The sequence below is a fragment of the Mesorhizobium sp. M8A.F.Ca.ET.218.01.1.1 genome (assembly GCF_004791165.1).
Lineage (GTDB): Bacteria > Pseudomonadota > Alphaproteobacteria > Rhizobiales > Rhizobiaceae > Mesorhizobium.
Genome location: NZ_SRUZ01000005.1, coordinates 42,750 through 57,799, shown reverse-complemented (window position 1 = coordinate 57,799; position 15,050 = coordinate 42,750). Strand labels below are relative to the sequence as shown.

At 59.6% G+C, this 15,050-nt stretch carries 11 protein-coding genes; 3 read left to right on the top strand and 8 right to left on the bottom strand.

Annotated elements, in window-relative coordinates; translation table 11 throughout:
• Window positions 1–18: 18 nt before the first annotated feature.
• The 3 genes from EN861_RS18975 to EN861_RS18965 all read right to left on the bottom strand — a co-directional run bounded on the left by EN861_RS18975 (window position 19) and on the right by EN861_RS18965 (window position 2,627).
• Window positions 19–555, bottom strand: coding sequence for a hypothetical protein (locus EN861_RS18975; protein ID WP_135864961.1), 537 nt, complete (start codon window positions 553–555; stop codon window positions 19–21).
• A 273-nt stretch (window positions 556–828) separates the two neighbouring features.
• Complete coding sequence (locus tag EN861_RS18970; protein ID WP_245464228.1) at window positions 829–1,455, bottom strand: MraY family glycosyltransferase; 627 nt, start codon at window positions 1,453–1,455, stop codon at window positions 829–831.
• 158 nt (window positions 1,456–1,613) lie between these two features.
• Window positions 1,614–2,627: an NAD-dependent epimerase/dehydratase family protein gene (locus EN861_RS18965; RefSeq protein WP_135864959.1), complete on the bottom strand. Its 1,014-nt coding sequence runs from the start codon at window positions 2,625–2,627 to the stop codon at window positions 1,614–1,616.
• A gap of 380 nt (window positions 2,628–3,007) precedes the next feature.
• Here EN861_RS18965 and EN861_RS18960 point away from each other — a divergent pair, with 380 nt between their 5' ends.
• Entirely contained in the window at window positions 3,008–5,023 is a 2,016-nt protein-coding gene (locus tag EN861_RS18960) for an acyltransferase family protein (protein WP_167531361.1), read from the top strand.
• Between the two features lie 100 nt (window positions 5,024–5,123).
• Here the strand turns inward: EN861_RS18960 and EN861_RS18955 are convergent, their stop codons facing one another.
• The 3 genes from EN861_RS18955 to EN861_RS18945 form a co-directional block, all read right to left on the bottom strand.
• Window positions 5,124–7,151 carry an O-antigen ligase family protein gene (locus tag EN861_RS18955; RefSeq protein ID WP_127870451.1) on the bottom strand — a complete coding sequence of 676 codons (2,028 nt, stop codon included), beginning with the start codon at window positions 7,149–7,151 and terminating at the stop codon, window positions 5,124–5,126.
• A 3-nt stretch (window positions 7,152–7,154) separates the two neighbouring features.
• Window positions 7,155–8,414: a glycosyltransferase gene (locus EN861_RS18950; RefSeq protein WP_167531362.1), complete on the bottom strand. Its 1,260-nt coding sequence runs from the start codon at window positions 8,412–8,414 to the stop codon at window positions 7,155–7,157.
• A gap of 135 nt (window positions 8,415–8,549) precedes the next feature.
• On the bottom strand, window positions 8,550–9,461 hold the full coding sequence (locus tag EN861_RS18945; protein ID WP_127275386.1) for a hypothetical protein: 912 nt from the start codon (window positions 9,459–9,461) through the stop codon (window positions 8,550–8,552).
• Between the two features lie 138 nt (window positions 9,462–9,599).
• Between EN861_RS18945 and EN861_RS18940 the strand changes: the two genes are divergently transcribed.
• Window positions 9,600–11,408: an ABC transporter ATP-binding protein gene (locus tag EN861_RS18940; protein ID WP_245464227.1), complete on the top strand. Its 1,809-nt coding sequence runs from the start codon at window positions 9,600–9,602 to the stop codon at window positions 11,406–11,408.
• Here EN861_RS18940 and EN861_RS18935 read toward each other — a convergent pair.
• Both EN861_RS18935 and EN861_RS18930 read right to left on the bottom strand, forming a co-directional pair.
• Window positions 11,405–12,253 carry a class I SAM-dependent methyltransferase gene (locus EN861_RS18935; protein ID WP_135864954.1) on the bottom strand — a complete coding sequence of 283 codons (849 nt, stop codon included), beginning with the start codon at window positions 12,251–12,253 and terminating at the stop codon, window positions 11,405–11,407. The two genes, EN861_RS18940 and EN861_RS18935, sit on opposite strands and share 4 nt — an antisense overlap.
• The gene (locus EN861_RS18930) at window positions 12,250–13,380 is read right to left on the bottom strand and encodes a glycosyltransferase family 4 protein (protein ID WP_127870447.1); all 1,131 of its coding nucleotides are present in this window, start codon (window positions 13,378–13,380) and stop codon (window positions 12,250–12,252) included. The genes EN861_RS18935 and EN861_RS18930 overlap by 4 nt, the downstream gene beginning before the upstream one ends.
• A gap of 238 nt (window positions 13,381–13,618) precedes the next feature.
• Between EN861_RS18930 and EN861_RS18925 the strand changes: the two genes are divergently transcribed.
• Window positions 13,619–14,899, top strand: a complete 1,281-nt coding sequence (locus EN861_RS18925) for a nucleotide sugar dehydrogenase (RefSeq protein ID WP_127275383.1) — start codon at window positions 13,619–13,621, stop codon at window positions 14,897–14,899.
• The last annotated feature ends 151 nt before the right edge of the window (window positions 14,900–15,050 follow it).

Here is a 15,050-nt window from a genome sequence, read left to right as displayed (position 1 = left end):
GGCCTCGGCCACGCTGCGCTAGAAATCTCTCTGCAGTGCCATGAGCCGGACACGCATCGGTTCAACGCGCATGCCGAGTTCACGCATATAGGCAAAATGGCAATAGGCGCACGCCGTAACCCCGATGACCGCCAGCAGGCAGTTCAGCCAGGTGAAGTCCATCGTCAGTGAGAACTGAAAGCCGCTCGGCGCCGAGAACCCGGCAATGGTGCTGGCGGTCTGCGAGTGGCCGCCGATCAAAATCATCAACGCCGCGAGGATCAAGGTGCCATGGTTGGCAAGAAAGAAAGCGGCCGACCTTCTGGCCTGACTTGCCATCCAGCAGATCCCCAGCGCCGCACCCAGCAGGGCGAAATCCAGGACCATCGCCCCTCCCAGATAGACATCGACCTGCTGCCAGACCATTCCGGACGATGGGTGCAAGGTGAGCCAGACCTTCCACATACCGGGGCTTGCGGGATAGGTCCCGAGCAGGATCGTGGCTATCCGCTCCGCCGCCAGGATCAGCAGGACAAAGGCCGGGAAGGCGAAAAGCAATAATGGTTTGCGCTTCATGGTGCCTCGCAATCTGGCGGGCAGTCTATGCTGCATAGATTGCACGAAGCTTAACGGTGCGTTTTGCTTGCCAAATCAACAGCGTCTGCCCGTAGCGATCAGTGTCGGGGCCCACCCGTGCCACGACGGCCTCGCGTCTCCGCCCTCAAGCCGATTCTGCAAATCTGCGTGAGCTCGGCAGCCAGCGAGCCGCTGATGTGGGTCCGGCAGGCGTTCGTAGCGGACAATGAGCGGAGCCGCCGAGTCTGATCCATCGGTATCGCGAAGAGCGGCCTAAGGATTAGCCAAAGCAGAAAATGTCAGCCCTATCGCCAGTGCCGTCACTGCGTAGATAGCCGGCAAAACCTGACGGTTCACACCAATCCGAAGCAAGCTATGACCAAGGTGATCCGTGCCGCCCATCCAGGGCCTGCGCCCCTGTAGCAAGCGGCGAGTCGTTACGAATATTGCATCAATCAGCGGGACGGCAATCCACGCCAACGAGGCGTCAAAACCTCTTTTCGAGGCAAGAAGCACGATTGCCGCCCCGAGGAGAAGGCTGCCGCTGTCGCCCATGAAAACGCGGGCGGGCGGATAGTTGAAGCAAAGGAACCCGACACACGCACCCGCGCCGGCCATCCCGATATCGCCGCCGAGCCCCAGGAAGGCGGCCGTGATTGCACTCGCGGCAAGACCATCCGCATGGTCGAGCATGTTGACCGCGTTGCAAGCTATCCAAATGACGATCGGGACCCACCACAGACCTGTAATGATGCCAGCTAAAATCGCGGCAGCGGCCAATGCCGCTGCCTTGACACCGGCGGAAAGGGATCGGACGTCATCCAGCGCGCCGATCAGGCAGAAAACAGCCAGCAGAAGAATATACTCAACCGGAAGCCACGGAGACATCGCGATCAGCATGGCCGGCCCTGCCAGCCGGGGAACCTCGCCCGATGTGTGCCATCGGTCGCTCTTAACCTTTGAGACCGCTCCGATGCGTATCGCCAGACGCGCAAACAGCCACACACAAACGGCCGATATGAGCAGAGCCCCGATGAACGGGACCAATGGACCAGGTGTCAAGCCATTGCTCGTTCGGCACGCATGTGCTCGATGCAGTCGACCACTGTCTGTTTGGTGCTTCGCAGTGGTCGCCATCCGGTCATGGAGGTCAACAGACTTGTGTCAGGCACGCGGTCATGCGTCACGGCAAACCGCTCACCAAAGACCGCACTGGAAGGTTTCATAACGATGGGCGCACTCGTCCTGGTGGCGTCTACGACCATCTTGGCGAGATTTCCAATCTGAACCGCCTCGCTGCCGCCCAGGTTGACTGGCCGGCCTCGCAACGACCGGCACTGCATCACCAGAAGCAACCCCTCGGCGGCATCGGCTACGTGGAGAAACGCGCGCCTCTGCTCGCCATCGTCGTGAACCACAAGCGGTTCGCCCCGCAACGCCGCGTTGACAAACACTGGCAATACGAGGCCGGTCGCCGAGCGCTGGCGCGGTCCGGCCATGTTGAATGGTCGAACGATCCAGCTAGGGATGCCCAAATCGAAAAACAGTCCAGCAACCAGATGCTCAACGGCTGCCTTGGCAGCGGCATAACCCCATCGCGGTCGGAGATCCGTCATAACTGGATCGGACTCTGTGATTGGCCGGTCCCGACCGGAGCCGTAAACTTCTGAACTCGACGTATAAAGAAGCGGGCGCCTGTGCAGCCGGCATGCTTCGACGATTGAACAACCTGATTCGAGAATGCCGCTGGTGACGGCGAAGCGTTCCTTGTGAGCACGCTCAACGCCGATCGGACTCGCCAGATGGAAGACGGCATCGGCAAGGCCAACCTCATCCTGGACCGCCCCATTATATGCCGGATCGCCGACCCTGAAGGTACGGATCGTCAGGCGAGGGTCACCAGTCGGCAGATTGCGAAGCAGGCCGTTCGAAAGATCATCGACAACGGTCACGGTGCAATTGCGCGCAAGCAACATATCGACCAGTGCCGAACCTACGAAGCCTGCGCCACCAGTAACCAACACATGTCCGTGCTGGCCGAATTCAACCATGTCCGCGCTATGGTTGTCCAACGTTGACAGCCTCCAGAACGACCCGTGGCCTCGCAACGCACGGGACAATCTTCTATACAGTCAGGGACGGGACGAACAACCCGTTTTTCTATCAAGCGAGCAAGTTTTCATCGCCCCGATATCATTAACGAATGAATACTCCCTCCGAAAAGCCGCCACTGGTCCGATGCCCCGGTCCAGGAGCAGGACTGATTCTGGCACACGCGCACCAATGTTTAGGTTTTCGTCGCTCCAGCGCGAAACAAATTGTGAGGGTATCCCCACGTTTCTCGAAATGCGACTTGTAAGTCGAATCGCGGGTGCCGCCGTTGCATATGTCCGGCCATCGACTCATGATACGCAATTGGGCTGTGAGGCCGGGAAATAACCCGGAGGGAGCCGTGAAGTCCGACTATCGGCCAGATATCGACGGATTGCGCGCAATCGCAGTGGTCGCCGTCATTCTTTTCCATTTTGACGTGCCCGGCTTTCGAGGCGGCTTCGTCGGCGTCGATATCTTCTTTGTCATTTCTGGCTATTTGATCACCCGCCTTTTGGTGGCTGAAGGCGGCGAACTGTCCCTGATCGAGTTCTACGCCAGGCGCATGCGCCGCATTCTGCCGGCGATGCTGGTAACGATCTGCTTCTCGCTCATTGCGGGATGGTTTCTGTTGCTCCCCGGGGACTATGCCGACTTGGGGCGCAGTGCCACCTATTCGACGTTCGGGCTGGGGAACTACTACTTTCTCTGGAACACGGGCTATTTCGATCGCGAGTCGGCGCTTCTGCCGCTGCTCCATCTCTGGTCGCTGGGCGTCGAAGAGCAATTCTACCTGGCATGGCCGGTTTTGCTTCTGGCCGCGAACCGGTTGGCGCGGGGCCGCCATCTGCCGGTCATCGCGCTCATCGGTGCCGTCGCACTGATTAGTTTCTCGATTGCCCTCCATCTGGTGGCGATCGATCCAAAACAGGCGTTCTATCTTCCCTTCGGCCGAGCCTGGGAACTGGCTCTCGGCGGCCTGCTGGTCTTTGCGGCGCCCGTTCGCCACCGAGGCACTTCCGAAGCTTTCGGACTGGTCGGCCTTTGCCTGGTCGCCGCCAGCACCATCTGGCTGTCGCCGAACCAACCGTTTCCGGGGCTGAGCGCTCTCTTCCCGGTGATCGGCGCTGGCCTGCTCATCTGGCCGCGTTCGCAGTCAATGATCTCGGCGCTGCTTGCGAGCGCACCTTTGCGATCGACGGGCAAGATTTCTTATAGCCTTTATCTCTGGCATTGGCCGATCCTGGTTTTCTTCCGTCACTATGCAGGCACCGAAATGCCGACGGCGGCCGAAGCGTCTGTCCTTGTCGCCGTGGCAGGGCTGGCGGCGTATTTCTCTTGGCGGTTCGTCGAGGAACCCGTTCGCCGTCCGCGGGCGCCTCCATCCAGGGCATTTGCCGCCGGTGTTGCCGCCGCGGTGACAGTTTGCCTGAGCGGCAATGCGATCTTCGAAGCCGGCGGTTTCACCAGCAGGATTCCGAAAGAAGCCGAGGCAATGCGCAGCCTCGAGGTGATGTGGGACTGGCCGTGTCCACAGACGGTCGTCATTCCTGAGCTGGGCAGCACGTTTTGCGCGTTTGGGGCCCCCTGGGGCAAAGCGAGACATCACGCCGTCCTGTGGGGCGATAGCCACGCCGAACACCTCGCCCCGCTGTTCGATGCTGCCGGCCAGCACGAGAATACCGCCTTCTTTCTTTATCGCGCGTGCCCGGCCGCATTCGGAGAAGGTGTCCATCGCGATTTTCCAGAGCACCCCGACTACCAGGAAAGCTGCGCGTCTTCCCGAAAGGCGGTCGTCCATATGCTGAGACAGCGAAAAGATATCGACCTCGTGGTCCTGTCTTCCGCCTGGACAAACCTTGCTGACACCAATGTCGTCGCCGATGACGGCCGGCAGGCGGACAGGGTCCTGCTGTTGCGCGATGGCTTGCTCAGCCTCGTAAAAGAAATCACCGCTCGGCAACGACGCATCGGAATCATTGGACAGGTGCCTGTGCCAGGCGTGGATCTGACGTCCTGCGCGGCAATGCGCGAAAGCGGCATGCTGAGACGTTGTCCGACAGACATGGATAGCGAGCAAATCCTACGGCGTTGGTCGCCGGTGGTGACCGCGTTAGAGTCGCTTGCGGATGAAAATGGGGTGTTCTTCGTCGATCCACTCAAAGGCATGTGTCCGGACAGGCATTGCGCCACCTACATCAATGGCGAGTTCATTTACCGCGACAAAGCTCACCTGCGCCGAAACTTGACACCGGAGACCGACGTCGGCCTTGCGCGAACGATCGGTCTCCACCAGGCCCTAGCCGCAGCCGACGGGCGAACTCGTGTATCGACAGCGAACGCCATGCAGCCTTCGACAACCAGCATGAGCAATTGAGCCCGCAGCTCTGTGCCATGCGACGACAGCGCCGGACATAGCCTCTACGTCGAAGATCATCACCTGTCGATCTTCGGCGCGAGGCTTATTGTTCCGAAAATCATCCGGAGGCTTTAGACCGACTTGTTAGTGGCGTCACGGCAGCCACAGTTGCAATCGACCATGCAATGATCGTGCCCAGAAGAATGAAGCATAGTGCACTGACCGACAGCGGAACGGCGACCTCGTAGGTTCGGTCATTGCTGCGAGGGTCGCTCGAATCCGTGGGCGCGAACAGCACAGCATCCGGCCGGCGAAAAGTATACTCGCCCTGCCTGACGGCAGGCCATGCGTGAGAAGACCAGCCGACGCGATGTAGCGATGTTCCGTTTTCGCGCAGATTGGATGCTTGCAAAGGCGGAATGTCAGACAGGTTGCCTAACTGGAAAAGGCCGGGAAATGGTGGCCGCGGAAGCAGCGTTTCGTATCCGCCTCGGGCGGCAAACATGGTTTCGTTCTGCAGCCGCCCGGTAATAAGCGGTGGTGTGACGAGCAGTATCGCGATGCAGCCGGCCCCGAAGGCGACGACGCCTGCCACTGTTCCGCAAGCAAAGCTCCAAGGCTCGCCTTTCTCTGTCGGCGACGACTTTGAGGCAGCCACTTTTCGTGCGGCGAGCATGCCGCCAATTCCGAGCGCGATTGGAAGAAAGAGACTTGGTGTCAGCAAGAGGTCATGCGAGGTCAGCATCACCCCTAGAACCGCGACACCAAGGGCAAGATCACCGGCGTTCCGGGCAAAGCAAAAGGCGAAGCAGACCAAGCCAATCGGAATCAGCCAGCCGAGGTGACCGAAAGCGATTGCAAACAGGACGAAGGTGTTGTGCGGCGCAAGGGCTTGCGCCTGTTCAAGTCCGCGACCGAAAAAACCGCCTTCTCGATAGGCGAGCAGGCCGCGCTCGAGAAAGAGAGCCCTTGCCGAAATCGAGTTCCTCTTGCCTTCATCGGTCAGGCGTTCGCCGAGCGCCTGCATCTTGGCGACGTTCGTGGATTGGTTAGCCGCGGGCGCGGGGCCGGATGGCAGAGGAGACGAATTTACGGCGTCCGCGGATGCACCGCCCTTAGCGGCGGCCGAACCGCTCGGGGGTTCGACGGCGAGGGGCGTGGTAGTGTCAGCAGAACTTGCCCGAGGCGGAGCCGGTTGATTTGCCGACGCCCCTTCAGGCGGTGGCGCAATTGACACCGTAGCGGCTGGCGGAGATCGATCGACAGCCTTCGATGCTTCGTTGAGCGCCGTGCTTACAGACAAAATTCCGGCATAGGATTCGTCCGTGGCAATACGGAAGGAAGCATTTGTGGTCAACGCGATGCCGATCGCCCCCAGCAGTGCAAAAGCGACGACGACCGCACGGCCCAAGCCCCCAAGATCGATCTGAAAACGACGGCCGCTGCGAAATTGTTGCCAAATGCGGACGACAATCGGAACCGCCACCGTTGCAAGGGCGGCAAGAAGGGTCGAGCGAGAAAGCGTCGCGAGAAGCGTTATGGCTACGAGCACGAGGAAGCTTGCACGCCACTTTTGTGCGACGGCGCGGTAGCTCGCCGCAGCCCCAAGCAGAAGTCCGGCCGCTGCGACATTGGGATTGACCGCCAAACCGGCGGCCCGGCCAGGCGTGTTGGTGAAGCCGCTGGCAAAGAGGAGGTCGAGCAAGCAAACCACCGCATTGAGCGCTGTGACTGACGCCGAGAGGCGCAACACGATTGCGGGAGCTGAGGCAAGCATGAGCACAATCGCCGCGCCGCCGAGGAAAAGTGTGATCAGGTAACACTTGGCGACGATCCCGATCGGATGAAGCGCAACCGGGACGACTGCCATGGCGGCGGTGATAGCAAGCAGAAGGATCGCGCTACGCACGTCTCGACGCGTCACAAGAACGGCCACCGAAACAATCAGCACTCCGCCATAGAGCGCATGGAACACCAGCCTGGCGAACTCGTCCCGTCCGGTGAAGAACGGCATAAAGTATGGCAAGAACCAGGACTGGCAGATGACGATGAGGAACGCACAGAGTCCGGCCGAAATGTTCGTCAGGACCGCCCGCAGCGGATGCGTTGAGCTCGCCGAGCGTTCCGAGTGGGCAATCCCGCTCATTCGTCAGCCCACGAGATAGAGGCGTTCATATGCGTCGACCATAGCTCCTGTCGAATACCGCTCGCGCATCATCCGTTGCCTAAATTCCCGGTCGGCTGTCGGCTCCGGCAATCGGTCGAGAACGGCTAGAAGCCCGCGAGCCAGATCGGCAGGGTCACGAGGTTTCACCAATACACAACCCGGCATACCGGAGATAGCCTCCGGATTTCCGCCGACATTGGTGGCGACAACAGGAAGACCCGCCGCGAGCTTTTCCATCAGGGCATTGCAAAAACCTTCCTCATGGGAGGCGATCACGCCAACATCCATGCCGGCGAGCAATTCCGGCACCTCGCTCTGTGATCCCAATGCATGGACTTTCGATCCGACGCCGAGCCGCCGTGCCTCTTCCGCCAGGCCCGGCCCGATGCCTCGGTCCTGTCCCGCCATGAACAGCTTCAGATTCGGCCGGCTTTCGCTCGCAAGAGCGAATGCTTGAATGAGATCCCTGTGCCCTTTGTATGGGATTAAATTCGCGACTATGATGATGCCGACTTCGTCCTGGCTGAGGCCGAGCCGCCGCCGGGTTTCGTCCCGGCGATGGACGATGTCATCGAAGCGGCTGAGATCGAGACCGTTCGGGATCACCCTTATTCTGTCGATATCATAGGCGTCGCGAGCCGCCATATCGGCCGCGACCGCATGCGAATTCGCGACCACCACATGGGAAAGCCGATTGGCGATCCGGTCCATTCGCTTGAGCCTGGGCCACCGTTCCTGATGGTTGCCGAGACCGCGTCGCGACGTGATGACAAATGGCGCCAGCGCAACCCGCCCCGCCAAGGCGCCCAGGAAATTGGTCAGCGGCAGGAAGGCGTGGACCACGCGCGGCCGGGTCAAGACGATGCGCAGGACAAGCGAAGTGACGGCTGCGCCGAGAACCAGCATCGCCTTCACACTCGGGCGCCTCGTCGGCGCCGCGCCCGACTTGGCACCCACTTTGGCCACTGTCGGCGACGCAGGTAGGGGATTCGGCCGATGAAGTCCGTACAATACCCGGATCCCGGCGCGATTCAGCGTCTCCGAGAGAACACCTCCTTGTGAAAGCGCAAAGACTTCTACCTTCCAGCCGCGCTGCTTCAATTCCTTGGCAAGCAGCACGAGCTGGCTCTCGGTGCCGCCCAGGTCAAGCGTTCCGATGACAAAGAGTACTTTGCGACGAGGCTTTCTAGCCAGTGCGGCAGAAGGCCCGGCAGCCGACTGTTGGCCTTCAGCATCAGTCATCGGAAATTTCTCTCGCAGCGTCATCCGCTCCGCCGCCTTTCCTCATTGGTCGCCGGTTGCCGCTAGGCGCAGCCGCTTGCAAGCGGAAGCCTCTGCGAGGCGATGGCTTATAGAAATGGTCACGAGCAAACGAAATCAAGAGGACCGAGCAATTCCGCGAACCCGCTGCAGCACAAGCCGGCCGCGTCCTAAAAGAAGATACTGGAGCAGAATGCCGATGGTGACGAGTAAAATACCAATGGCAAGGAACGCAAGCGGCGGAGCCCATTTCAGGCGTTCGAACTTTGCCTCGTACGCACGCACGCCGTTGAAGTCTTCGGCAGTTCCGAGCGGTTGCCAGTCCTGACCATACGCCCTTCTTAGCAAAGGCAGCATCGGCCCGAATTGCGCGTAGTACGTGTCGATGATCGACGGGTCTTGTTGTACATCCTCAAGCGAGTGAGGAACGAAGACACCATAGTCGGAATCGAGAATGTTGCCATTTGACTCAACTACAGTGTGCTCGGGGGCACTGTAGATCGTCGCTTCGATGCCCTGATCGGCAAGGACAGAGTAGACGATCTTCGAAACCTGGGAACAGAACCCATAGCCCCGATCCAGTGCCTTTCGGGGAGTTACAAATTCATAGTTCCCCAGGTTTTCCCGATATTCCGAAAGAAAGCTGAGCATCCAGAGCAAGTAATTGTCGAAAACCCCGATCCGGGTGTAGGACGCATCGGCCTCCGACCAGCGGTCACCTTCTGTCCAATAGTGTACCATTCCACGCGCGACCGCCGTTGTCAGACGCTCAAGATATGGCTGCATCGGCTCACCCGTGCGGCGATAGAGATCATCAACGTCCGCAACTCTCTGTGCAAACCCCAGTGGCCCCTCAATTGCCGAAGCAGGTGGTGCCGGGTAGGCGCTGACCAATCCGAGCGGGTATGCCGACACAAAGAACAGAAATGCCGTCCCCACCCCTGCCGAGAACACGCCGAGTGCACGAAGCAATGCCGCAATTAAGGCCAGCCGCTGCCTTCGATCCCGAATCTTTATAGCGTCACCCATGATTGAAGCATATCACCTCACCGCAATCACGGTCTCTGGCCCATACGCGCAGTTGTGGACAGGTCACCTTCGCGCTTCTGTGATAAAGTTGCCAGCGGGCATCTGTTGTGACTTGTCGTGGAGCGCCGAACGTGTGCATTGAGCGCTCTGAATGCGGACATCGATTTGGCATTGAGCGGAAACCGAAACTCGGGCAGCACTCTCGACACACTGCGACGCTTGTGGCGGCAGGTATCGAAGCCTAGACAAAGGCAGTTTTTCGGCCTCCTTGTCTTGATGATGTTCGGAGCACTTGCGGAAGCCGCTACGCTTGGTGCCTTGCTGCCGTTTCTTGCGCGCATCGCCAATCCCGAGGCGGTTGGCGGCCAGTCGTTCCTCGCTCGCCAGCTTGCCGGCTTTCGGCTGACCAGCTCTTCAGACAGCCTTCTCGATTTGACGATTCTGTTTTCGGTGGTGGCGATCATAGCCGGCGCCGTGCGCATATTCCTTGCCTGGGCCACGAACTCTTATGTCTTCTCGCTGGGACATGAGGTGGGCGTGAAGGTCTATGACCAAGTACTCCGCCAACCCTACAGCTACCACGTTTCGCGCAATTCCAGTTCGGTGTTGGCCGCGCTTCGCCAGGTTCAAGCCATTACCGCGGGTGTAATGCTGCCCCTGTTGCAATCGATCAGCGGCATAGTCATCGGCGTCTTCATCGTCGCTGCCCTTTTTGCTCTGAGTTCTTTCATCACCTTCGTTATCTTCGCGGGCTTTGGGGCGGTCTACCTCGCCATGTCGCTCGTCATCCGCAAGCACCTCAAGAAGAATGCGCAAATTATCGCCAGCGCGCAGGCGGAAGGCATCCGATCTGTCCAAGAGGGACTGGGTGGCATCCGCGATGTTATCATCAACGACACCCAACCGTATTTTCTGTTGCGGTACACCGAACTCGATTTACGCCTGCAGCGCGCGAATGCAATGAACGCACTTGCCGCGGGCGCTCCGCGTTTCGCGATCGAAGCTGCGGGTATGGTGATCATCGCGGCGCTTGCTTATTTCCTCATCACCCGCTCGAACGATGCCGGCCAGGTTCTGCCGATACTTGGAACATTTGTCCTTGGAGCGCAGCGTCTGCTCCCATCCATGCAGCTTGTATACGGCAATTGGGCCCTGATACTGAGCAATCTTGCCGGCGCCGAAGTCGTGCTCCAGGCGCTCGAGGCACCACTCGGCCCAGAGTGGAACCAGCCGCCACCTAAGCGTCTCCCATTCGATCGAGCGATCATGCTCAAGGATGTGTCGTTCCGTTACGCTTCTGACCAAGCGCCGATACTCGAGCGATTCAATCTCACGATCTCGAAAGGAAGCAAGGTCGGGTTCATCGGCAAGACGGGCAGCGGCAAGAGCACGACGGTCGATCTGATAATGGGTCTGCTCGAGCCGACTGGCGGAGTGATCGAGATCGACGGGCAGCGGCTGGACGGAACCACACGGCGTGCCTGGCAAAGACAGATTGCCCATGTGCCGCAAAGCATCTTCCTGGCGGACGCCTCGATCGCCGACAATATCGCCTTCGGCATCGATCCCGCCAACATCGACCGCGACCGCGTGCGCAATGCAGCGCAGCAGGCCGCACTGGCGGATTTCATCGAAAGTTTGCCGCAAGGCTATGAGACGCGGGTCGGCGAGCGTGGAGTCCGTCTATCGGGTGGTCAGCGCCAGCGCATCGGCATCGCCCGGGCGTTGTACAGACAGGCTTCCGTGCTCGTCTTCGACGAAGCCACGAGCGCGCTCGACACGGAGACCGAGGCCGCGGTCATGGAGGCGATCCGCGAGCTGCCCGCCGGCCTGACGGTGCTGATCATCGCGCACCGGCTCACAACAGTCGAAAATTGCGACGAGATCGTCACCCTCGAAAACGGCCGGCCACATATCTGGACGAGAGCCGGCGGACAGACCGCTTAAAGCGACTTGCTCCGTTTGGGCGGCCGACTGTTCGGGCTCCGGAAAAGGAACTCCGTGCATGCCTCACCCGTAGATATCCTGACGAGCTCGAAATCGAACCGTTTCTTCAGGAAATCGATCACCGCCTGGTCGTCGGCAAACTCCATAGGCCAGCCGCCCAGCCAGTCGCGGATGTCGGTCATGTAGCTCATGCCGCGACCTTTTTTCTTTTGATAGATCTGCTTCACGAGCAAGGGCAGTTGAAGTGGATTGCGACCGAGCCCGAAGCGCCAGATGTACCAGTACTCCATCCACCGCCTTTGGCGAGGGTTGGCGCCGTTGTATCGCCGTTTCACGTCGAGCCAGAATTGCGCGGACGGCTTCACGACATTCGACGAATAGAGAGCGATGAAGAATAGACCGCCGGGGGCAACCGTGCGCGCCGCATTTTCGATCGCCTGCCACATCGCGCCGGTGTGGTGGAGCACGCCCCAGGAATAGACGAGGTTCCAGGTGCCTAGCTTCTCCATATAGTCGGCGTCGAGCACGTCGCCGCGTTCGACGATCCAGTTCGTCGGCTCACCCGCCAATTGCCGCAACTTGCCGGTTGTGCTTACCGAGAGCGGGTCAAAGTCGAAGGACTGTATCCTATCCGCTTTTGCATCGAAGGCGGCAAGCGAGTGCAGCCCGCTGCCGCTGCCGATATCGAGGAAGTCGAAGCCTTCGAGGGTCTGCTTGCCGAGGAAGGACAAGAGCTTCTCCGCCGCCATGCGGCGGCGTTCCGCCGAGTAGTGCTTGTCGATGAACGACGCCCAATTGGCTCCGAACTCGTATCGGTTCGACGATGGATTTCCCGCGAACGTCATTCTGTGGCTCGGTGCCGGGCTTCGATGATTTCCATCATATGAGCGGTAACTTTCCGAATATCATAGCGCTCTTCCGCGATCGATCGACTGTTTTTGCCCATGCATTCGGCTTCACCTGGGTTGTCGATCAAGCGGATCATGGCTTCCGCCAAGCGGGGCGCGGCGCCGACCGGCACCAGCAGGCCGCTCACGCCGGGAACGATCGGCGCGCGACAACCCGGCGCATCTGTCGTGATCACCGGGCGCCCCATTGCCATCGCCTCCAGGACAGATCGCGACGTACCCTCGCGGTAGGATGGAAGCACGAAGATACGCGAATCGGCGATCACCCCGCGGACGTCTTCCACAGGCCCGTGATAGCGGATGGTTCCGTCCGCGACCGCTGCCTCAACTTCCGATACCGGAAATCCCGCGGGATTTGGATCCGTATCGCCGACCAGGTCGAAACGGGCTTCAGGTCGAATTGCCTTAACCAGCCTTGCCGCACCCAGATATTCGCCGAGGCCTTTGTCGCGAAGCAGGCGTGCGATCATAAGAAATCGCGGCTTCTCTGGTAATGGCGCAACCTTGAATCGATCGAGATCTACCCCTGAACCGTTGGCTACATTGGCTGGTGTACGTCCGAGCAGTCCCAGACGACCGAAGTCATTGCGGTCATCGTCGTTCTGGAAGGTGGCCGTGGTGGCAACACGCAGGCTCGCGGCATAAAGAAGCCGGGCCACCGCATTGACCATCCTCCACCGTAGAGATTTGTGACGGTCCGTGAACGCATAGCCGAGGCCCGTGACAAGCGCGTGCCGGCGCGGTACCCCCGCAATCAGCGCCGCGGGTATGCCATAGACGATCGGCTTGATCGCACAGGTCAGCACGGCCTGGGGTTTGAGCTCTCGTAGCTTCCTGCAAAGACGAAAAGCCAAAAGCGTATCGCCGAATGGCGCAATAGCCGCACGCTCCATGGGCAATGGATGAAAACGGATGCCGTTCTCGGTCAGCCAACGAACGGTCATGGCATCGACTGGCGCCAGGGCATGTACTTCGTATCCGGCGGCGCGCAGCGCAAGCAGAAGATGTCCCCGCGTGGTTGCAAGGGATCTTGGTTCGCTTACGACAACAACGATGCGATCCATGCATTCAGGTTCTTGGCTGACTGGTCCAGACCATTCGGCTCTTGTAGGGTCTTGAGGCTCGAAACCCAATCCTGCCGCATCTTATCCACAACATCGAGCGCCACGAGACGATGGCGGCACGCGCATCGATCAGGCGCTATTTTGAGTGGAGAGTTCCCACTTCGCAACTACACATCGTTGAATTGGCGTGCAGCCTGCCATACAAGCGCTGGACATAAGTGACTTAGGAACTCCGCCGATGTCCGAACGCATCGCCGTTATCGGTCTGGGATATGTCGGCCTGCCGGTAGCCGTCGCGTTTGGGAAGGTTTTCCCGGGCACCATTGCTTTCGATATAAGCGAAAGCCGGATTGAGGAATTGCGTCGCGGCGTCGATCGCACCGGAGAGGTCGACACGGCGGCGATCAAGGAATCCTCGATCGCGCTTACGACCGACCGAGAGATGTTGAAAGGCGCGACTTTCTTCATCGTTGCCGTGCCAACGCCTATCGACATCAACCGTGCTCCCGATCTTTCGCCTTTGAAACTGGCATCGGAGCTTGTCGGTGAAGCGGTGAGCAAAGGCGCCGTCGTCGTTTTCGAATCGACGGTCTATCCAGGCGTGACCGAGGAATTTTGCGGGCCGATCATCGAGCATATATCCGGCCTGCGGCATCCTCATGACTTCGCGCTCGGCTATTCGCCTGAAAGGGCGAACCCAGGCGATCGGGAACACTCGCTGCGGCGGATCATCAAAGTCGTCTCCGGTGAGAACGCAGAGACGCTGGAGCGCGTAGCCAGCGTCTATGGGAGCATCATCGATGCCGGCGTCTACCGCGCGCCGTCGATCAAGGTGGCCGAAGCGGCGAAGGTCATCGAGAACACACAGCGCGACCTCAACATCGCGCTGATGAATGAACTGGCAATGATCTTTGAACGGCTTGAGATCCGCACGCAGGATGTCATTGATGCCGCATCGACAAAATGGAACTTCCTCCCCTTCAAGCCGGGCTTCGTCGGCGGTCACTGCATCAGCGTCGATCCGTATTATCTGACTGCCAAGGCGGAGGCCGAAGGCTACCATCCGCAGATTATCCTCGCCGGACGCCGCATCAACGACGGCATGGGAGCCTTCGTTGCCCAGCAAGTCGTCAAACAGTTGATCCGCTCGGACATATCAGTCAAAGGAGCTTCCGTCGGCATTCTCGGACTGACCTTCAAGGAGGACGTTCCGGATTTGCGCAACAGCCGTGTGTTCGACATGGTCAAGGAACTGAGACAGTTCGGCATCGTGCCCAAGCTTCACGATCCCCTTGCCGACGCCGAATCCGCTCGACGCGATCACGGCGAAACGATCCTGCCGCTCGATGAGATAAGCGATTTGCAGGCGCTTGTCTTGGCGGTACCGCACAACGTCTATCTCACCAGTGAGAGAGCGCGTCTTTTTCAAATGATCAAGCAGGGCGGGACGCTGTTCGACATCAAGTCTGCCATCAAGCCGAATGAAATCCCTGACAATTTAAAGTATTGGAGTCTGTAAGGCTCGGCCTGAATTCAACACTGGGATCTACCGTGAGGTTAAGCAGGCCGATTCTGACCACCGACGCAGCCGGTCTTAGAGGATTCCATCTCCACAAGAGGCGGGCGTGGCTCGACAGGCTGAACGCATTCGTTTCGGGACTTCTATCTGG

Bases quoted from the DNA above. Each gene is read 5' to 3' on its own strand.
- EN861_RS18975 (WP_135864961.1), bottom strand. From the start codon at position 555: ATGAAGCGCAAACCATTATTGCTTTTCGCCTTCCCGGCCTTTGTCCTG.
- EN861_RS18970 (WP_245464228.1), bottom strand. From the start codon at position 1,455: ATGCTGATCGCGATGTCTCCGTGGCTTCCGGTTGAGTATATTCTTCTG.
- EN861_RS18955 (WP_127870451.1), bottom strand. From the start codon at position 7,151: ATGAGCGGGATTGCCCACTCGGAACGCTCGGCGAGCTCAACGCATCCG.
- EN861_RS18950 (WP_167531362.1), bottom strand. From the start codon at position 8,414: ATGACTGATGCTGAAGGCCAACAGTCGGCTGCCGGGCCTTCTGCCGCA.
- EN861_RS18945 (WP_127275386.1), bottom strand. From the start codon at position 9,461: ATGGGTGACGCTATAAAGATTCGGGATCGAAGGCAGCGGCTGGCCTTA.
- EN861_RS18935 (WP_135864954.1), bottom strand. From the start codon at position 12,253: ATGACGTTCGCGGGAAATCCATCGTCGAACCGATACGAGTTCGGAGCC.
- EN861_RS18930 (WP_127870447.1), bottom strand. From the start codon at position 13,380: ATGGATCGCATCGTTGTTGTCGTAAGCGAACCAAGATCCCTTGCAACC.
- EN861_RS18925 (WP_127275383.1), top strand. From the start codon at position 13,619: ATGTCCGAACGCATCGCCGTTATCGGTCTGGGATATGTCGGCCTGCCG.